Below are 17,519 nucleotides of genomic sequence, written 5' to 3'. Positions count from 1 at the left end.
GGAATTCCGATGGTGGTACGTGCGGCAGTGGCAGGGGCGAGCGGATACGCCGGCGGGGAACTGCTCCGTCTGCTCCTCACCCACCCACAGGTCGAGATCGGGGCCCTCACCGGCCACTCCAACGCCGGAGAGAGGCTCGGCGCGCTGCAGCCGCACCTCAGGCCGCTCGCGGACCGCGTCCTCCAGCCGACCACGGCGGAGGTGCTCAGCGGGCACGACGTCGTCTTCCTGGCCCTGCCGCACGGGCAGTCCGCCGCGGTGGCGGAGCAGCTCGGTGACGAGGTGCTCGTCGTCGACATGGGCGCCGACTTCCGGCTCAAGGACCCCGCCGACTGGGAGAAGTTCTACGGTTCGCCGCACGCCGGCACCTGGCCCTACGGCCTGCCCGAGCTGCCCGGCGCCCGTGCGGCGCTCGAGGGGGCCAAGCGCATCGCCGTCCCCGGCTGTTACCCGACGGCCGTCTCCCTCGCGCTCTTCCCGGCGTACGCGGCCGGTCTCGCCGAAGCCGAGGCCGTCGTCGTCGCGGCGTCCGGCACCTCCGGCGCGGGCAAGGCGGCCAAGCCGCACCTGCTCGGCTCCGAGGTCATGGGCAACATGACCCCGTACGGCGTCGGCGGCACCCACCGCCACACCCCAGAGATGATCCAGAACCTCGGCGCCGCGGCCGGTGAGCCCGTCTCCGTGTCCTTCACGCCGACCCTGGCGCCCATGCCGCGCGGGATCCTCGCCACGTGCAGCGCGAAGGCGAGGCCCGGGGTGAGCGCGGAGTCGCTCCGCGCGGCGTACGAGAAGGCCTTCACCGACGAGCCGTTCGTCGACCTGCTGCCCGAGGGGCAGTGGCCCGCAACCGCGGCCGTGTACGGATCCAACGCGGTGCAGATCCAGGTCGCCCACGACGAGGCCGCCGGCCGGATCATCGTGATCAGCGCCATCGACAACCTCGCCAAGGGCACCGCCGGAGGCGCCCTGCAGAGCATGAACATCGCCCTCGGCCTGCCCGAGGAGACGGGACTCTCCACGATCGGGGTCGCACCGTGAGCGATGTACCCGCAGCCGCCGGGCTGCCGGCAACGAAGAAGGCCGCGCCGCCGCGCCGCGCGGGCGGAGAAGCGAAAGAGGAGATGCAGTGAGCGTCACGGCAGCCAAGGGATTCACGGCGGCGGGCATCGCCGCCGGAATCAAGGAGAGCGGTAATCCGGACCTGGCCCTCGTGGTCAACAACGGGCCCCGCCGCGCCGCCGCGGGCGTCTTCACCTCCAACCGCGTCAAGGCGGCGCCCGTCCTCTGGTCGGAACAGGTGCTCAAGGGCGGAGAGGTGACCGCCGTCGTCCTCAACTCCGGTGGTGCCAACGCCTGTACGGGTCCGCAGGGCTTCCAGGACACCCACGCCACCGCCGAGAAGGCCGCCGAGGTCCTCACGGGGCACAGCGCCGGTGAGATCGCGGTCGCGTCGACCGGCCTGATCGGACTGCTCCTCCCCATGGACAAGCTGCTGCCCGGCATCGAGCAGGCAGCCGAGGCGCTCAGCGAACACGGTGGCGAGAAGGCCGCCATCGCGATCAAGACCACCGACACGGTCCACAAGACCGCCGTCGCGGGCGGCGAGGGCTGGACCGTCGGTGGCATGGCCAAGGGCGCGGGCATGCTCGCCCCCGGTCTCGCCACCATGCTGGTCGTCCTCACCACCGACGCCGACGTCGAAGCGCCCGCGCTCGACGCCGCGCTGCGCACCGCCACCCGCACCACCTTCGACCGCGTCGACTCCGACGGCTGCATGTCGACCAACGACACCGTGCTGCTGCTCGCCTCCGGGGCGAGCGGACTCACCCCCGCCCAGGCCGAGTTCGAGCAGGCCGTGCAGAGCGTCTGCGCCGACCTCGCCCGGCAGCTGATCGGAGACGCCGAGGGCGCGTCCAAGGACATCCGGATCGAGGTGATCAACGCGGCGTCGGAGGACGAAGCCGTCGAGGTCGGCCGGAGCATCGCCCGGAACAACCTCCTCAAGTGCGCCATCCACGGTGAGGACCCCAACTGGGGCCGTGTGCTCTCCGCGATCGGCACCACGAAGGCCGCCTTCGAGCCGGACCGGCTGAACGTCGCCATCAACGACGTCTGGGTGTGCAAGAACGGCAGCGTCGGCGAGGACCGTGACCTGGTGGACATGCGCTACCGGGAGGTCAGGATCACCGCGGACCTCGCTGCGGGAGACGAGTCCGCCGTCATCTGGGCCAACGACCTCACCGCCGAGTACGTCCACGAGAACAGCGCGTACAGCTCATGAGCGCCGCGAGGAAGCACACCGCGCTGCCCAAGGCACAGATCCTCATCGAGGCGCTTCCCTGGCTCACCCGGCACAACGGCAGGACCGTCGTCATCAAGTTCGGCGGCAACGCCATGATCGACGAGGAGCTGAAAGCGGCCTTCGCCCAGGACGTCGTCTTCCTGCGGCACGCCGGCCTCAAGCCGGTCGTGGTGCACGGCGGTGGCCCGCAGATCAGCGCCCAGCTCGACAAACAGGGTCTGGTCAGCGAATTCAAGGCCGGGCTGCGCGTCACCACGCCCGAGGCGATGGACGTCGTACGCATGGTGCTGGCCGGACAGGTCCAGCGTGAGCTCGTCGGGCTCCTCAACCAGCACGGCCCGCTCGCCGTGGGCATGACCGGCGAGGACGCCCACACGATCACCGCCACCCAGCACCGCCCCGTGATCGACGGCGAGGCGGTCGACATCGGCCGCGTCGGTGAGATCACAGCCATCGACACCGGGGCGATCCAGGCGCTGCTGGACGACGGCCGGATCCCGGTCATCTCCTCCATCGCCCGTTCCGCCGAGGACAACCACGTCTACAACGTGAACGCCGACACCGCGGCCGCCGCACTCGCCGCCGCGCTGAACGCCGAGACGCTGATGGTCCTCACCGACGTCGAGGGCCTCTACGAGGACTGGCCGAACAGCGACGACGTCATCAGCCGGCTCACCGCCACCGAGTTGGAGAAGCTGCTGCCCGAGCTCTCCAGCGGCATGGTGCCCAAGATGCAGGGCTGCCTCCACGCCGTACGCAACGGTGTCGAGACGGCCCGTGTCATCGACGGCAGGGTCCAGCACTCGATCCTGCTGGAGATCTTCACCGACGAGGGGGTCGGCACGATGGTCGTGCCCGACACGATCCCCGTGGCGCAGACCGCGGCGCGGACCGTCGCGCGGACCGGAACAGAGGGGGAGTCATGAGCAACGAGGATTTCTCACAGCGCTGGCAGGGTGCGCTGATGGACAACTACGGCACCCCGCAGCTCCCTCTGGTGCGCGGCGAGGGCGCTCTGGTGTGGGACGCGGACGGAACCGAGTACCTCGACTTCGTCGGTGGCATCGCGGTCAACGCGCTCGGCCACGCCCACCCCGCGGTGATCGAGGCCGTCTCCGAGCAGATCGCCACTCTCGGCCACGTCTCCAACCTCTACACCGCCGAGCCCCCCATCGCGCTCGCCGAACGTCTGCTGCAGCTCTTCGGACGCGCGGGCAGGGTCTTCTTCTGCAACTCCGGCGCCGAGGCCAACGAGGCGGCCTTCAAGATCGGCCGGCTGACCGGGCGGACGCACATGGTCGCCACCGACGGCGGCTTCCACGGCCGGACCATGGGCAGTCTCGCGCTGACCGGCCAGCCCGCGAAGCGCGACCCGTTCCTGCCGCTGCCCGGTGACGTCACCCACGTGCCGTACGGCGACGTCGAGGCGCTCCGGGCCGCGGTGACGACCGGCACCGCGCTGCTGATCATCGAGCCGGTGCAGGGCGAGAACGGTGTCGTCGTACCGCCCAGGGGCTACCTTGAGGCGGCCAGGGAGATCACGCGGGCCACCGGCACGCTGCTCGTCCTGGACGAGGTGCAGACCGGGATCGGCCGTTGCGGCCACTGGTTCGAGCACCAGGCCCACCAGGGCGTCGAGCCCGACATGGTCACCCTGGCCAAGGGCCTCGGCGGAGGACTGCCGATCGGTGCCACCGTCGCGTTCGGTGCCGCCGCCGACCTGCTGAAGCCCGGTCAGCACGGCACGACGTTCGGCGGCAACCCCGTCGCCTGCGCCGCAGGTCTCGCAGTGCTGGACACCCTGGCCGCCGAAGGCAGCCTGGACAACGTGAAGCGGCTCGGCGAGCGGATCCGGGACGGTGTCGAAGGCCTCGGGCACCCGTTGGTCTCCCATGTCCGCGGCTCGGGACTGCTCCTGGGTATCGTGCTCACCGGGCCCCTCGCACCGAAGGTGCAGCAGGCGGCTCAGGGAGCCGGACTCCTGGTGAACGCGCCCGCCCCCGACGTCGTACGGCTCATGCCGCCGCTGATCATCGGTGACGCCGAGGTGGACGCGTTCCTGCGGATTCTGCCGGGAGCTCTCGACGCGGCTTACGGGGACGGACGATCCGGGGAGTGACGATCCGGAGAATGAGGCGACGACGATGACCGAGGCGCAGGAAACCGACCACGGCGGGCCGTCGGTGCCACAGACCCGCACGGCACGCCACCGCAGGATCGTGGACATCCTGAACCGCCAGCCGGTGCGCTCGCAGAGCCAGCTGGCAAGGCTCCTGTCCGACGACGGGCTGAGCGTCACCCAGGCGACGCTCTCGCGCGACCTGGACGAGCTCGGCGCCGTGAAGATCCGCAACACCGGAGGCGAGCTGATCTACGCGGTGCCGAGCGAGGGCGGTTTCCGCACCCCGCAGGCACCACTCGGCGGGTCGGCCAAGGAGGAGCGGATGCGCAGGCTCTCGGCCGAGCTGCTCATCTCCGCGGAGGCCTCGGCCAACCTCGTGGTGCTGCGCACGCCTCCGGGCGCCGCACAGTTCCTCGCCTCGGCCATCGACCAGGCCGAACTCCAGGCGATCCTCGGCACGATCGCGGGCGACGACACGCTGATGCTCATCAGCCGTGACCCGAAGGGCGGTCAGGCGCTGGCCGACCACCTGCTGCGGCTGGCCCAGAACGACCGAGGTTCTCAGTAGCGCGTGATCGCGGTCGGGCCGGCAGCCGTCCCGACCGCGATGTGCGGACGGCGGGCCGGGTCGGCCCAGGCCAGGATCCGGTCCATGGCGGCCGCCGGCACGGACACGCAGCCGGCGGTCGCGCCCTTCCCGTCGACGTGGAGGAAGATCCCGGCGCCCCTGCCCCGTACCGGCCGGTGGTAGTTGAAGCCGATGACGAGCGCACGGGCGTACTGGGTCCCGTAGGTGACGAGGTGTTCGGCCTCGCCGGCCCGGCAGTCGGCGGGCCGCGGGTCCACCCAGCGGTTGTAGGCCCGGGACGCGTTGTCCTGGCACCACCACGAGGTGTCGCCCACCCGCCGGTACGGGTAGCGGGTCCCGGGCGGGGCCGCCCTCGTCCCGAAGGCGTACGGCAGGTCGTACAGCCCGGTGGGCGTGGTGTTCGTGCCCTGGATGCGGGTGGCGCCCTCGGCCAGACCGTTCGCCCCGAAGCGGGCGGGCGCCGAACCCGTGGCCACCCAGCCGCGCCCACGCCTGTCCCACCAGGTGACCGTGCCGGTTACGGAGTCCGTGGCCGGGGCCTCGGCAGTGATCAACTGCGTACCGCCGCCCGTGTCGGCCAGCCGCTCCGGAAGCGGCGGCGGTGCGGCGGGGCGCGCCGCGAGCGAGCCGGCCAGTGCCAGCAGGACCGACGCGGTCACCAGGAGTCTGCGCATGCTCCGGACCGTACGGGGCGCGGCGGCGGGCCCCCACCGCGCCTGCTCCGTACGGCCCAGCGCCTCACCCCGTGGCCGGTGTGGGCATCGCGGGCAGCGGCAGCGGAAGGCCCGGCAGTCCGTCGATGCTCGTGGCTATGTCGGGCTTTTTCTCGAAGTACCTGCTGAGACTCTCGTCGTCCTCGCGGCGGAAGCGGGCGGCGTGCAGGGAACGGTCCTCTTCGTACGACATGAACGGCACCGCGTAACCGCAGGAGTCCCGGATCAGCTCGGCCGTCACCACCACGACGGCGCGCAGCCCGTGGGGGGTCGGGTCGATGCCGGGGAAGTGGCCGAGCAGCCCGGGGAAGCGCGGGTCGTCACGGAACACCGGCTCACCGCGGCCGTGTACACGGACGATGTTGGGCGGGCCCTGGAAGGCGCACCACATCAGGGTGATGCGCCCGTTCTCCCGGAGATGGGCGACGGTCTCGGCGGTGCTGCCGGCGAAGTCGAGGTAGGCCACGGTCCGTTCGTCGACGACGGCGAACGACCCGCTCATGCCCTTGGGCGAGAGGTTGACCGTGCCGTCCCCGTCCAGGGGCGCGGTCGCGGTGAAGAAGAGGTGCTGCTCCTCGATGAAAGCCCTGAGTCGCCCGTCGATACGATCGTAAGTTTTTCCCATGAAGGCATTGTCACGTGAACGACCGGCGGCGCTCGGGCATTTCAAGGCCTGGGACACAGCCCCCGCGCGTGCGCGCGTTCCTGTGCCGCCAGGAGCCTGTGGGCCGCGCTCCGAGTGGCGCGGGGCCGGTCAGGCGTGAGCCGCGCGCGCAGGAGGTCCGCGTCGAGCGTGGCGGCGTAAGGACGCAGGGCCCGGGCGGCGGCGCGGACCACGACCGCCGCCGGGTCGTCGAGCAGCGGACGTATCCGGTCCGGCTGCACCGCGTCGAGTGCGCACAGCGCCGCCACCGCGTGGGCGCGCACGGCGGGCAGCGGGTGGGCGGTCAGGGGCCACAGCGTCTCGATGTCGGTCCGCGAGCCGCATTCGCCGAGCCCCGCGACCGCGGAGGGGCGCTGCGCGGGATCGAGGCACATCGACCTGTACAGGGGGAGCGGGTCGGTGCCGCCCTGCCGCAGCACGTAGCGGGCGCAAGCCCGTACCAGACCCGACCGGTCCGCGAGGAACCCGGCCGCCTGCCCGTGCCGACCGGCCCGGCGCAGACCGGTCACACCGGCGGCCCGGACCTGTGGCGACCGGGCGCTCAGCAGAGGTGCCACCACGGCGTCGTGGTCGTCCTCACCGGCCCCCGCGAGTGCCGCCTCGGCGTAGAGGACCTGGACGCGTACGTCGTCCGCGGCGGCCGCCCTGCGGGCGAGCTCCGCCCGGGTCAGCAGGTGCCGGTCGACGGCGATCCCGCAGGCGAACCGGCGCACCGCGCGGTCCTCGTCGTCGAGCAGCGCCTCCACGTCGCGCCCCGGCCCGTCGCGCAGGACGCGTTCCAGCAGGTGCAGGGCGAAGCCGCCCCGGTCGCGTCGGGACAGGAGGAGGACGAGAGGGGTGACCCGGGCGAACCCCGGCCCGGCGGCGTCCGCGAGCACGGCGCGGGCCCGGTCGCGCACCGGTGCCGCCCAGTCGGCGCATCGCACCACCAGGAGCGGCAACAGGCCCGGCGTCTCGGCGGCCCTTCCCAGTGCCGCCTCGCGCACCCTGCCGTTGGGGTGGCAGAGAGCCAGCGCGACCCGGGACTCGTCGCCTGGGGAGAGCGGACCCGCGGGCAGCCCCCGCAGATCGTTGCGTGTCGGCAGCCGGTTCGCGGGGCGCGAGGCCAGAATCCGTACCTCGGCGTCCAGCGCGAGCCAGGCCGCCGGGGAGATGGTGTCCAGTGCCTCCCGCAGCGGTGTCCCGAGGGCGAGCCGTTCGGCCGGCCCCTGCTCGTCACTCATGCGGTCCCCCTGGCCATGTGTTGCGTGGACGCCGATCGTAGAAGGCGGACCCCGCGTGAGGACAGCCGTTTTCTCCACCCTGACCAGCAACTTTGACAAGATATACGGGATGTCGCATAGTTATGCTGTTCGCTGCCGTCAGGCGGACGCACACCCCATGTACTCCGAGGAGCACGCAGTGAGCAACGGCACCGGTAACAGCGACGTACGCCTCTGGGGCGGCCGTTTCGCCGACGGCCCCGCCGAGGCGCTGGCCAAGCTGTCCGCCTCCGTCCACTTCGACTGGCGTCTGGCGCCGTACGACATCGCCGGTTCCCGTGCCCACGCGCGCGTGCTCAACAAGGCGGGACTGCTCACCGACGACGAGCTGTCCCGCATGACCGACGGACTCGGCTCACTCGAAGCCGCGGTCGCCGACGGTTCGTTCACCGGCACCATCGCCGACGAGGACGTCCACACCGCCCTCGAACGCGGCCTCCTGGAACGCCTCGGCCCGGACCTCGGCGGGAAGCTGCGCGCAGGCCGGTCCCGTAACGACCAGGTCGCCACGCTCTTCCGCATGTACCTGCGCGACCACGCCCGGATCATCGGCGGACTGGTCGCCGAGCTGCAGGACGCCCTGGTGGGGCTGGCGGAGGCCCACCCGGACGTGGCCATGCCGGGGCGCACCCACCTCCAGCACGCCCAGCCGGTCCTCTTCGCCCACCACGTCCTGGCGCACGTCCAGTCCCTGTCCCGGGACGCGGAGCGGCTCCGCCAGTGGGACGAGCGGACCGCGGTGTCCCCGTACGGCTCCGGCGCGCTGGCCGGGTCGTCCCTCGGGCTGGACCCGGAGGCGGTCGCCGCGGACCTCGGCTTCGAGCGGGGCTCCGTCGCGAACTCCATCGACGGCACCGCGTCCCGTGACTTCGTCGCCGAATTCGCCTTCATCACCGCGATGATCGGCGTCAACCTCTCCCGCGTCGCCGAGGAGATCATCATCTGGAACACGAAGGAGTTCTCCTTCGTCACCCTCCACGACGCCTTCTCCACCGGCTCCTCGATCATGCCGCAGAAGAAGAACCCGGACATCGCCGAGCTGGCCCGTGGCAAGTCCGGCCGGCTCATCGGCAACCTGACAGGTCTGATGGCGACGCTGAAGGCCCTCCCGCTCGCGTACAACCGCGACCTGCAGGAGGACAAGGAGCCGGTCTTCGACTCCTGCGACCAGCTCGAGGTCCTGCTCCCCGCCTTCACCGGCATGATGGCCACGCTCACCGTCAACCGGGAGCGCATGGAGGAACTGGCCCCGGCCGGCTTCTCGCTCGCCACGGACATCGCCGAGTGGCTGGTCAAGCAGGGCGTGCCGTTCCGGGTGGCGCACGAGGTCGCGGGTGAGTGCGTGAAGGTGTGCGAACAGCAGGGCATCGAGCTCGACGAGCTGACGGACGAGCAGTTCGCCAAGATCTCCGAGCACCTCACCCCGGAGGTACGCACCGTCCTGAACGTGCCCGGTGCGCTCGCCTCCCGCAACGGGCGCGGCGGGACGGCCCCCTCGGCCGTGGCCGTCCAGCTGGCCGAGGTGAAGGCCGACCTGGTGACGCAGCACGCCTGGGCGACCGCACGCGGCTGATTCACAGGCATCGCGGGCTACGTTGACGGGAAGGCGTTCGGAACCGACCCAGAGGAGCCCGCGATGCCCTTCGCCCGCCTGAACCGAGCGACCACCCCGACCTCCCACATCGGGCTCGGCCTGGCCGCCGTCGGCAGGCCCGGCTACATCACCCCGCACCGTGACCGTGATCTGCCGGGCGACCGTGGTGCGGACGCACTGCGCGCCCGCACCCACGAGCTCCTGGACGCGGCCTACGCCCAGGGCGTGCGCTATTTCGACGCCGCCCGCTCGTACGGCCGCGCCGAGGAGTTCCTCGCCGAGTGGCTGACGGCCCGGCCCGAGGTGACGGACGTGGTCATCGGGAGCAAGTGGGGCTACACCTACACCGGCGACTGGCGCGTGGACGCCGAGACGCACGAGGTGAAGGACCACGGCCTCGCCACCTTCGAACGCCAGCACGCGGAGACGGCCGCGCTGCTCGGCGAGCGGCTCGACCTCTACCAGATCCACTCGGTGACCGCCGACAGTCCGGTGCTCAGCGACAAGGGCCTCCACGAGCGTCTCGCCGAGCTGGCCGCCGGGGGCACCACGGTCGGATTCTCGTCCAGCGGCCCCGGCCAGGCCGACGCCATCCGGGCCGCCGTGGCCGTGACGGTGGACGGCGAACCCCTCTTCCGTACCGTCCAGGCCACCTACAACGCCCTGGAGACCTCAGCCGGAGCGGCGCTGGCCGAGGCGCACGACGCGGGGCTCACCGTGATCGTCAAGGAGGCCATGGCCAACGGCCGGCTCGCCGGGACAGAGGCGCCCGCCGCAGCCCGGGAGATCGGCGCCCAGGCAGGGCTGGACGCGGACGCGGTCGCCCTGGCGCTCGTGCTCCACCAGCCGTGGGCCGGAGTCGTCCTCTCCGGCGCGGCCACCGTGACCCAGCTGGCGGCCAATCTGCACGCTCCCCTGCTCGACCTGGACCCGGACCGGCTGGACCGGCTGGCCGCCCTGGTGGAGGAGCCGGAGGCCTACTGGCGCCATCGCGCGTCCCTGCCCTGGACCTGAGCGGCCGGATCGCCGGGCGCGGACCACCCGGAGGCCTCACACCGTCCGGCCGCTTACGCCGTCCGGGGGCGTCCGGCTCAGGCCCAGTCGGCGAGCACGTCGAAGTCCGCCCGTACCAGCCCGACCCAGGGGTCGATCCGACGCAGCAGCGCCCGCCCCGGATGGTGCGCCGCGACCCAGGCGGTGTCGGGCCCGGAGATCTCGTCGTCGACCCAGGCGAAGGGCCTGCCGTCCGCATAGTCGACGACGTGACGCGTCTTCCAGTAGGTCCCGTCCGCCGTGGCGGCGTGCATGGCGGGCCAGTCGATGTACGGCAGCGGAGGCAGCCCGAGACGGGGGCCGATCCACTCGTTGGCCTCGTCCTTCCAGGTGGTCGCCCAGACGAGCTCGTACCGGGCGGTGAGAGCCAGCAGTTCCTGGCCGTGGCCGGGGCTGAGGAGAACGGGCAGCGGCGTACCGGTCCGCCACCCGGTCGGCCGCATCCGGTGGACCAGATAGCCCGCCGGAGGGGTGGGGCGGGACAGCGCCGCGTACGGGTTGAGCGGACCGTCGATGTCGAGCAGCAGCAGCGGCTTCATGCCGCCATGGTGCCCCCGGACTGCCGGCACCCAGGGATTTCCCGGAACGCCGGGGCGGCCGCCGGAGCGTCCGGCCACGGGTGGATGCCCCCGGGCCGGCGGCGCCAGCGCGCGGTGGGACGCTGCTGTCTCATCTGGGCTACGGTCGTCTCATGACTCTCGATCGCGAGCAGGTGCTGCGGAGCGCCGCCGCACTGCTGACCCGGAAATCCACCGCGACCATGGACGAGGTCGCCCGGGCCGCGGGAATCGGCCGTGCCACCCTGCACCGGCACTTCGCCGGACGGGAGGCCCTGATCGGAGCGCTGGAAGACCTCGGCATCCGTGAGTTCGAAGCCGCTCTGGACGCAGCCGGCCTCGACGAGGGCGGTGCGGAGGACGGACTGCGGCGGCTGATCACGGCCGTTCAGCCCAGTGCGGGACTGCTGTCCTTCCTCGTCACCGAGAACCAGCTCTTCGAGGGCGACGACGTCAACGAGGGCTGGAGCCGCCTCGACGCCCGGGTCTCGGCGTTCTTCCGGCGCGGCCAGGAGCGCGGCGAGTTCCGGATCGACCTCACCCCGGCCTGGCTGACCGAGGCCCTGTACGGCCTGATCGGGAGCTGCGCGTGGTCGGTCCAGGCCGGCCGGGTCGCCGCGCAGGACTTCCCCCACATGATCGTCGAGTTGCTCCTGGGCGGAGCACGCCGGAGCGTGGAGAAATGAGCAGCACGTTCTCGAGGGCCGGCGTCACCGGCGATCCGCACCATCCGGGCCGGTGGATCGCCCTCACCGTGCTCGTCCTGGCCGTGCTGCTGGTCGCCGTCGACGCCACCGTCCTCGGCCTGGCCACCCCGTTCCTCAGCGAGGACCTCGAACCGACCGGTACCCAGCTCCTCTGGATCGGCGACGTCTACTCCTTCGTGATCGCCGGGCTCCTGGTCTCCATGGGCAGCCTCGGCGACCGCATCGGCCGGAAGAAGCTCCTGCTGACCGGCGCCACCGCCTTCGGCGCGGTCTCCGTGCTCAACGCCTACGCGACGACCCCCGAGATGATGATCCTGGCCAGGGCCCTGCTCGGTGTCGCCGGCGCCACCCTGATGCCGTCCACGCTCGCCCTGATCCGGAATCTCTTCCACGACCCGCGTGAACGCAGCCTCGCCGTCGGCATCTGGGGCGCGATGGCAGCGGCGGGTGCCGCCGTCGGGCCGGTGGTGGGCGGGCTCCTGCTGGAGCACTTCTGGTGGGGATCGGTCTTCCTGATCAACCTGCCCGTGATGGCGGTCCTCGTCGCCGTCGGCATCAAGATGATCCCCGAGTCGAAGAACCCGGCACCTGGCCCCTGGGACCTGCTCAGTGTGGGGCTCTCCCTGGTCGGCATGGTCGGCGTCGTGTACGCCATCAAGGAGCTCGCCGCGCACGGCCTGAGCTGGCAGACCGCCCTGGTCGGCGTCGGCGGCGCGCTGGCCCTCGCCTGGTTCGTACGGCGTCAGCGCCAGCTTCCCGCCCCGCTGCTGGACATGCGGCTCTTCCACCACCGGGGGTTCTCCGGCGCGGTCCTAGCCGACCTGCTGACCATCCTCGGACTGTCCGGCATCGTCTTCTTCCTCTCCCAGTTCCTGCAACTGGTCCAGGGTCGGGGGCCGCTCGAAGCGGGGCTCGCCGAACTGCCCGCGGCGGTCGGCGCGGTGACCGCCGGCCTGCTGGCCGGGAGGGTCGCACGCCGCTACTCCGTACGCTCCGTGGTCGCCGTCGGGCTCGGCGCCATCGGCGTGTCGCTCGCCGTGGTCACGGTGATCCACAAGGAGACCGGCTATCCGCTGATCGGGGTCCTGCTCCTGGTGGTGGGCGTCGGAGCGGGTTTCGCCTTCACCGTCACCTCCGACGTCATTCTCTCCAGCGTCCCGAAGGAACAGGCGGGTTCGGCGTCAGCGGTGTCCGAGACGGCGTACGAACTCGGCGCGGCCCTCGGCATCGCGCTGCTCGGGTCGATCGTCACGGGCGTGTACAAGGGCTTCGCGACGCCCGAGGGGACCCCGGACGCCGCCGCGACGGCGGCACACGAGTCGCTCGGCGGAGCCGTGGAGACGGCGGAGCACCTCCCGGCGCACCAGGGGAGCGAACTCGTGGTGGCGGCTCAGGAGGCCTTCGTCAACGGGCTGCGGGTATCGGCGGCGGTCGGTGCCGTCGTGCTGCTCGCGACCGCTGTCGCCGCGTGGTTCCTGCTGCGCGACCAGAAGCTGGAGGAGGGCATCATCCCCGACGAGTGAGTGACCCGGCGCTGCCGCGCCGGGCACCGGAACGAACCCGTCCGGTTCAGGCGGCCTTGGCCTTCGTTGCGTACATGTCGACGTACTCCTGGCCGGACAGCCGCATCACCTCGGCCATCACGGAGTCCGTGACCGCCCGCAGGACGTAACGGTCGCGGTCCATGCCCTCGTAGCGCGAGAACTCCATCGGCTCACCGAAACGGACCGTGACCTTGCCCGGACGGGGCAGGCCGGCGCCGCCCGGCTGCAGCTTGTCGGTGCCGATCATCGCGAACGGCACGACAGGCGCGCCGGTCATCAGGGTCAGCCGCGCGATGCCCGTACGGCCCCGGTAGAGCCGGCCGTCGGGGGAGCGGGTGCCCTCGGGGTAGATGGCGAAGGCGTGGCCCTCCTCCAGCACCCGGCGGCCCGTCATCAGCGCCGCGACGCCGCCGCGGCCACCGTCCCGGTCGACCGGGATCATGCCGCAGCCGGTGAAGAACCAGGCCATCAGCCGGCCCTTGAGTCCCTTGCCGGTGACGTACTCGTCCTTGCCGATGTAGTAGACCGGCCGGTCGCAGCAGATCGGCATGATCATCGAGTCGATGAACGTCAGGTGGTTGCCGGCGAGGATCACCGGACCGTTCCCCGGGATGTTCTCGACGCCTTCCACCTGGGGCCGGAAGAGCAGGCGCAGGATCGGTCCGAGCACTGCCTTGATGACCGTGAGTCGGGACAACGCATCCTCCGGTGTCGTGGCCGGGCGGCCGGGGCGGGAATTCGCGAGGGTCTGTGCAGGTGAGGACGATACTCGCGGGTACCGCCTCTCCGCACATCGGGTTCACCCAGCGGATACGCAGTGTTGACATGTGTTTCCGCCATGTTCGTCCACGGGCTGCCCCTCCGATGGCGTAGCTGCCTACGATCAGGCCTCGCCCGAAGGTGCCAGACATCACATGCGAGGAGCAATCATGACAGAGCGCGCGCAGACGGGGCCCGGTCGGCGGACCCTCCTGGGGGCCGCGGTCCTCGGTACGACGGCCCTCGGGGTGTCCGGCACGGCGAACGCGGCCGGGCGTGGCGCGCCCGACGCGCGGAGCGGCGGGCACGGCTCCTACCGGGACCTGCCCGTGCCCACCGTCATCGGCCACCGGGGCGCCAGCGGCTACCGCCCCGAACACACCCTCGGCTCCTACCAGCTGGCCCTGGACATGGGCGCGCACATCGTCGAGCAGGACCTCGTGCCGACCAAGGACGGACACCTGGTCTGCCGTCACGAGAACGACATCACCGGCACCACGGACGTGGCCGACCACCCCGAGTTCGCGAGCCGCAAGGCCACCAAGCAGGTCGACGGTGTGTCGCTCACCGGCTGGTTCACCGAGGACTTCACCCTCGCGGAGCTGAAGACCCTCCGCGCGAAGGAGCGGATCCCCGGAAACCGCCAGGAGAACACGGTGTACGACGGCCGATGGGAGATCCCCACGTTCGAGGAGGTCCTGCGCTGGGCCGACAAGGAGGGCCGCAGGCGCGGCAGGACCGTGTGGCTCTACGCCGAGACCAAGCACCCCTCCTACTTCAGGGGTCTCGGACTCGGCCTGGAGGAGCCGCTCGCCAAGCTGCTGCGCCGCTACGGCCGGCACCGGGCGGGCTCCGCCCTGATACTCCAGTCCTTCGAGCCGAGCTCCATGCAGCGGCTGTCGAAGCTGGTCGCCACGCCCCGTGTCGTCCTGCTGTCGGGCCCGAAGGAACGGCCCTGGGACTTCGTGCAGGCTGGTGACCCCCGAACCGTCGCCGATCTGGTGAAGCCCGACGGACTGAAGTGGATCGCGTCCTTCGCCCAGGGCATCGGCCCCACGCTGGACCTGGTCATCCCGAGGGACGGTGCGGGGCGGCTGACCGCCCCCACCGCGCTGGCCGCCGACGCGCACGCGCGGGGTCTGGTCCTGCACCCGTACACCCTGCGCAACGAGAACACCTTCCTGCCCGCTGACTTCCGGCGCGGCACGGACCCGAACGCGTACGGCGACGTGTTCGGCGCTCTCCGGGTGTACTTCGAGGCGGGGATCGACGGGATCTTCTCCGACAACCCGGACACCGCCCTGCTCGCCGCCGCCGACTTCGCGCAGGACTGAGGTCCGGGGGCCGGACCGGGCACGTCAGCAGGCCGGCACCCGTACCCCGGTCGGGTGGAGCTCCCCGTGCGCGGCAACCCGCCGTGCACGGGGAGCGTTGACGAGGCATGACTCTTCTTGATCATGTTCCGGTGGCCCCGGCCGATGAGGCCGGCGGCCGGCGACGGGAGACCGTCCACGCCCTGCACGCGCTGGTGCGCGCGGAGGCTGGAGCCGAGGCCCAGGCCGCCGGGATCGAGGCCGCGGACCTGGAACAGGCGGTGTGGTTACGGCTGCTGGAGCGCCGGACCGGCCCGGACCTGCCCGCCGACCCCGCCCGCTGGGTCCGCGCCGCCGTACGGGCGGAAGCGCGCGCGGCCCGCCGCAGGGCCCGGCGCGAGTGCGCCTACACCGCCGGTGAACCCCCGGGCGACTGGGCCGGCTGCCCCGAACGGATGGCGGTGGGAGCCGACGAACGCAGGGCCCTGCGCTCCGCGGTGGGCCGGCTTCCGGGGAGATGCCCTCGGCTGATCGAGGCGATGCTCGCTCCCCACGATCCGACCTACCGGGAGATCGCAGGGGAGTTGGGTATGTCACAGGGGAGTTTGGGTCCTATGCGTTCCCGATGCCTTGGATGTCTGCGCAGAATGCTCGCGGCGGAGGTTGTAGCTCCTGAACTGCGGGGAAGGGAGCGGTAGACAACCGGCGGACCAGGTGAGCGGGAGGCATGCACACATGGGCATGAGCGTGACCATCTCGGCGGCGACAGCACAGGACGTCGAGCAGATCTTCAGACTCCAGTACCTCTGTTTCCAGAGCGAGGCGGAGCTCTACGGCAACTACCGGATAGATCCACTCGTCCAGCCACTCGAATCCGTCCGGGACGAAGTCGCCTCGGACCTGGTGTTCGTGGCCCGGCTCGGCGACGAAGTCGTCGGCTCCGTGCGCGGCTTCACCGACGCGGACGGCGTCGGCCGGATCGGCAAGCTCTGCGTCCACCCCAGGCTCCGCAACCACGGCCTCGGCACCCGTCTCCTGCGCGCCGCGGAATCCGGTCTGGCGGACGGGCGTTCGGCCACCCGCTTCCGTCTGCACACCGGGGAGCGCAGCGAAGGCAATCTGCGGCTCTACCGCAAGGCGGGCTACGCCCGGGTGGGCAACACCACCGGAGGTGACGGCGTCCGGCTGGTCCTGCTCGAGAAGGACGCCACCGCGCCGGCCTACGTGGCCAGCGCCTGAACCACCCCGAGGGCGCCCTTTGTCAGGCGTTCCGTGCGTGTCGCAGCCAGATCATCCCGGTGACCGGCAGGATCACCGGGATGAACAGGTAGCCCATGCCGAAACCGGACCACACCGTGCTGTCCGGGAAGGCGGACGGCTCCACCAGCGTCCACGTGCCGACGACCAGTACGCCCGCGAGCTCGGCGGCGCAGCACACCAGCGCCGCCCTGCGCGCCTTCTCCCCGCCCCGCACCAGCGAGTACGTGATGAACCCGTACACGACCGCGGCGACGGCCGAGAGGGTGTACGCCAGCGGGGCCTTGCCGAAGTCCAGGATCATCTCGACGATCGAGCGGGACGCGGCGGCCACGGTGAACACCCCGTAGAACCAGACCAGTACCCGGCCCGGCCCCGTGCCGAGCTCGAACCGCTGCCTCTGCGTCGTGGCGTTCCGTTCCGGGGCCGGGGACGCGGGCGTTCCCGTGCGGTCGGTGTCGCGCATGGTCAGTTTCCCCAGATGTCGTAGAGCCGTACTTCGAGGACGGCGAGCACGACCGCACCGGCCGCCACTGTCACCGAACCCCAGCGGGTCCGCTCCGACAGCGACAGGAAACCTGCCGCGGGCACGGACGCGAAGGCGCCGATCAGATAGGCGATGAAGATCGTCATGCCCTGGTCGGGCCGCTCACCGCGTGCCAGCTGCACGATTCCCACGAGCAGCTGTGCCAGCGCCAGCACGGAGACGACCGCCATGCCGATGAAGTGCCAGTCCTTCGTGGGCTGGTCCCGGTAGGCGGCGAATCCGCACCAGGCGGCGAGGGCGAGCGCGGTCACGGCGACCGCGACCGTCAGGGCGTCGAGCATGAAGCGAGGGTATTACGGACGGGCGGAGCCGCCGCGTGCGGGCCCGGACGGCGGCCGGAGCGGACGCTTCCAGGAATCGTGGCCTTTGCCACAGGGTCCGTACCGCGTGATCGCGCCGCCACCGGCTCGGTGACCGGACAAGGATTACGTTTCCGCAGGTCAAAGCAGTGCGCACAGCGAGTCCGGCGCGACGGCGCACGTCCGTCACCGTCCGCTATGCGGACACCGTGGGCTGCCGGAACATCGGGTCTGTTT

The 17,519-nt window shown here is 71.5% G+C and carries 19 protein-coding genes; 12 read left to right on the top strand and 7 right to left on the bottom strand.

Going from position 1 to position 17,519, the window contains the following annotated elements:
• Nucleotides 1-9 precede the first annotated feature (9 nt).
• From argC to HED23_RS22105, 5 genes are all read left to right on the top strand, one after another.
• A complete protein-coding gene (gene argC, locus HED23_RS22125; RefSeq protein ID WP_203185118.1) occupies nt 10-1,038 on the top strand; it encodes an N-acetyl-gamma-glutamyl-phosphate reductase in 1,029 nt (342 codons plus the stop codon).
• 88 nt (nt 1,039-1,126) lie between these two features.
• Complete coding sequence (gene argJ / locus HED23_RS22120) at nt 1,127-2,281, top strand: bifunctional glutamate N-acetyltransferase/amino-acid acetyltransferase ArgJ (RefSeq protein WP_203185117.1); 1,155 nt, start codon at nt 1,127-1,129, stop codon at nt 2,279-2,281.
• On the top strand, nt 2,278-3,228 hold the full coding sequence (gene argB / locus HED23_RS22115) for an acetylglutamate kinase (RefSeq protein WP_238442075.1): 951 nt from the start codon (nt 2,278-2,280) through the stop codon (nt 3,226-3,228). Before argJ ends, argB begins: the two co-directional genes overlap by 4 nt.
• Nucleotides 3,225-4,421 carry an acetylornithine transaminase gene (locus HED23_RS22110; RefSeq protein ID WP_203185116.1) on the top strand — a complete coding sequence of 399 codons (1,197 nt, stop codon included), beginning with the start codon at nt 3,225-3,227 and terminating at the stop codon, nt 4,419-4,421. Before argB ends, HED23_RS22110 begins: the two co-directional genes overlap by 4 nt.
• 25 nt (nt 4,422-4,446) lie before the next feature.
• Nucleotides 4,447-4,992, top strand: coding sequence for an arginine repressor (locus HED23_RS22105; protein WP_203185115.1), 546 nt, complete (start codon nt 4,447-4,449; stop codon nt 4,990-4,992).
• On the opposite strand, the gene HED23_RS22100 is transcribed toward HED23_RS22105, so the two are convergent.
• The 3 genes from HED23_RS22100 to HED23_RS22090 all read right to left on the bottom strand — a co-directional run bounded on the left by HED23_RS22100 (nt 4,986) and on the right by HED23_RS22090 (nt 7,613).
• The gene (locus HED23_RS22100; protein WP_203185114.1) at nt 4,986-5,687 is read right to left on the bottom strand and encodes a L,D-transpeptidase family protein; all 702 of its coding nucleotides are present in this window, start codon (nt 5,685-5,687) and stop codon (nt 4,986-4,988) included. The genes HED23_RS22105 and HED23_RS22100 overlap by 7 nt on opposite strands.
• Before the next feature lie 64 nt (nt 5,688-5,751).
• Nucleotides 5,752-6,351: a pyridoxamine 5'-phosphate oxidase family protein gene (locus HED23_RS22095; protein ID WP_203185113.1), complete on the bottom strand. Its 600-nt coding sequence runs from the start codon at nt 6,349-6,351 to the stop codon at nt 5,752-5,754.
• Between the two features lie 41 nt (nt 6,352-6,392).
• A complete protein-coding gene (locus HED23_RS22090) occupies nt 6,393-7,613 on the bottom strand; it encodes a hypothetical protein (RefSeq protein WP_203185112.1) in 1,221 nt (406 codons plus the stop codon).
• Between the two features lie 178 nt (nt 7,614-7,791).
• On the opposite strand from HED23_RS22090, the gene argH reads away from it, so the two are divergent.
• Together argH and HED23_RS22080 are read left to right on the top strand one after the other, a co-directional pair.
• A complete protein-coding gene (gene argH, locus HED23_RS22085) occupies nt 7,792-9,225 on the top strand; it encodes an argininosuccinate lyase (protein WP_238442074.1) in 1,434 nt (477 codons plus the stop codon).
• A 63-nt stretch (nt 9,226-9,288) separates the two neighbouring features.
• Nucleotides 9,289-10,260, top strand: coding sequence for an aldo/keto reductase (locus HED23_RS22080; protein ID WP_203185110.1), 972 nt, complete (start codon nt 9,289-9,291; stop codon nt 10,258-10,260).
• A 77-nt stretch (nt 10,261-10,337) separates the two neighbouring features.
• On the opposite strand, the gene HED23_RS22075 is transcribed toward HED23_RS22080, so the two are convergent.
• Complete coding sequence (locus tag HED23_RS22075; RefSeq protein ID WP_203185109.1) at nt 10,338-10,838, bottom strand: hypothetical protein; 501 nt, start codon at nt 10,836-10,838, stop codon at nt 10,338-10,340.
• 152 nt (nt 10,839-10,990) lie between these two features.
• Here HED23_RS22075 and HED23_RS22070 point away from each other — a divergent pair, with 152 nt between their 5' ends.
• Both HED23_RS22070 and HED23_RS22065 read left to right on the top strand, forming a co-directional pair.
• On the top strand, nt 10,991-11,542 hold the full coding sequence (locus tag HED23_RS22070; protein ID WP_203185108.1) for a TetR/AcrR family transcriptional regulator: 552 nt from the start codon (nt 10,991-10,993) through the stop codon (nt 11,540-11,542).
• Nucleotides 11,539-13,086, top strand: coding sequence for an MFS transporter (locus tag HED23_RS22065; RefSeq protein WP_203185107.1), 1,548 nt, complete (start codon nt 11,539-11,541; stop codon nt 13,084-13,086). Before HED23_RS22070 ends, HED23_RS22065 begins: the two co-directional genes overlap by 4 nt.
• Nucleotides 13,087-13,132: 46 nt before the next feature.
• Here HED23_RS22065 and HED23_RS22060 read toward each other — a convergent pair whose 3' ends face one another.
• The gene (locus tag HED23_RS22060; protein WP_203185106.1) at nt 13,133-13,804 is read right to left on the bottom strand and encodes a lysophospholipid acyltransferase family protein; all 672 of its coding nucleotides are present in this window, start codon (nt 13,802-13,804) and stop codon (nt 13,133-13,135) included.
• 232 nt (nt 13,805-14,036) lie between these two features.
• Here HED23_RS22060 and HED23_RS22055 point away from each other — a divergent pair, with 232 nt between their 5' ends.
• From HED23_RS22055 to HED23_RS22045, 3 genes are all read left to right on the top strand, one after another.
• Entirely contained in the window at nt 14,037-15,200 is a 1,164-nt protein-coding gene (locus HED23_RS22055; protein WP_203185105.1) for a glycerophosphodiester phosphodiesterase, read from the top strand.
• Between the two features lie 107 nt (nt 15,201-15,307).
• Nucleotides 15,308-15,877 (top strand): sigma-70 family RNA polymerase sigma factor, encoded by a 570-nt coding sequence (locus HED23_RS22050; RefSeq protein ID WP_203185104.1) that lies wholly within the window; start codon nt 15,308-15,310, stop codon nt 15,875-15,877.
• A gap of 37 nt (nt 15,878-15,914) precedes the next feature.
• Nucleotides 15,915-16,418 (top strand): GNAT family N-acetyltransferase, encoded by a 504-nt coding sequence (locus tag HED23_RS22045; protein WP_203185103.1) that lies wholly within the window; start codon nt 15,915-15,917, stop codon nt 16,416-16,418.
• A gap of 22 nt (nt 16,419-16,440) precedes the next feature.
• On the opposite strand, the gene HED23_RS22040 is transcribed toward HED23_RS22045, so the two are convergent.
• Together HED23_RS22040 and HED23_RS22035 are read right to left on the bottom strand one after the other, a co-directional pair.
• A complete protein-coding gene (locus HED23_RS22040) occupies nt 16,441-16,902 on the bottom strand; it encodes a hypothetical protein (protein ID WP_203185102.1) in 462 nt (153 codons plus the stop codon).
• 2 nt (nt 16,903-16,904) lie between these two features.
• Complete coding sequence (locus HED23_RS22035; protein ID WP_203185101.1) at nt 16,905-17,264, bottom strand: hypothetical protein; 360 nt, start codon at nt 17,262-17,264, stop codon at nt 16,905-16,907.
• Nucleotides 17,265-17,519: the final 255 nt, after the last annotated feature.

It is taken from the genome of Streptomyces pratensis, from assembly GCF_016804005.1.
In the GTDB taxonomy this organism is placed as follows: domain Bacteria; phylum Actinomycetota; class Actinomycetes; order Streptomycetales; family Streptomycetaceae; genus Streptomyces; species Streptomyces pratensis_A.
Note: the sequence above shows the minus strand (reverse complement) of the source record. Positions and strands in the feature narration are given on the sequence as shown.

Excerpts from the sequence above, each read along its gene's own strand:
- HED23_RS22035 (WP_203185101.1), bottom strand. The coding sequence starts at position 17,264 with ATGCTCGACGCCCTGACGGTCGCGGTCGCCGTGACCGCGCTCGCCCTC.
- HED23_RS22045 (WP_203185103.1), top strand. The coding sequence starts at position 15,915 with ATGGGCATGAGCGTGACCATCTCGGCGGCGACAGCACAGGACGTCGAG.
- HED23_RS22040 (WP_203185102.1), bottom strand. The coding sequence starts at position 16,902 with ATGCGCGACACCGACCGCACGGGAACGCCCGCGTCCCCGGCCCCGGAA.
- HED23_RS22090 (WP_203185112.1), bottom strand. The coding sequence starts at position 7,613 with ATGAGTGACGAGCAGGGGCCGGCCGAACGGCTCGCCCTCGGGACACCG.
- HED23_RS22105 (WP_203185115.1), top strand. The coding sequence starts at position 4,447 with ATGACCGAGGCGCAGGAAACCGACCACGGCGGGCCGTCGGTGCCACAG.
- HED23_RS22065 (WP_203185107.1), top strand. The coding sequence starts at position 11,539 with ATGAGCAGCACGTTCTCGAGGGCCGGCGTCACCGGCGATCCGCACCAT.
- HED23_RS22075 (WP_203185109.1), bottom strand. The coding sequence starts at position 10,838 with ATGAAGCCGCTGCTGCTGCTCGACATCGACGGTCCGCTCAACCCGTAC.
- HED23_RS22095 (WP_203185113.1), bottom strand. The coding sequence starts at position 6,351 with ATGGGAAAAACTTACGATCGTATCGACGGGCGACTCAGGGCTTTCATC.
- HED23_RS22070 (WP_203185108.1), top strand. The coding sequence starts at position 10,991 with ATGACTCTCGATCGCGAGCAGGTGCTGCGGAGCGCCGCCGCACTGCTG.
- HED23_RS22100 (WP_203185114.1), bottom strand. The coding sequence starts at position 5,687 with ATGCGCAGACTCCTGGTGACCGCGTCGGTCCTGCTGGCACTGGCCGGC.
- HED23_RS22080 (WP_203185110.1), top strand. The coding sequence starts at position 9,289 with ATGCCCTTCGCCCGCCTGAACCGAGCGACCACCCCGACCTCCCACATC.
- HED23_RS22050 (WP_203185104.1), top strand. The coding sequence starts at position 15,308 with ATGACTCTTCTTGATCATGTTCCGGTGGCCCCGGCCGATGAGGCCGGC.
- HED23_RS22055 (WP_203185105.1), top strand. The coding sequence starts at position 14,037 with ATGACAGAGCGCGCGCAGACGGGGCCCGGTCGGCGGACCCTCCTGGGG.
- argB (WP_238442075.1), top strand. The coding sequence starts at position 2,278 with ATGAGCGCCGCGAGGAAGCACACCGCGCTGCCCAAGGCACAGATCCTC.
- HED23_RS22110 (WP_203185116.1), top strand. The coding sequence starts at position 3,225 with ATGAGCAACGAGGATTTCTCACAGCGCTGGCAGGGTGCGCTGATGGAC.
- argC (WP_203185118.1), top strand. The coding sequence starts at position 10 with ATGGTGGTACGTGCGGCAGTGGCAGGGGCGAGCGGATACGCCGGCGGG.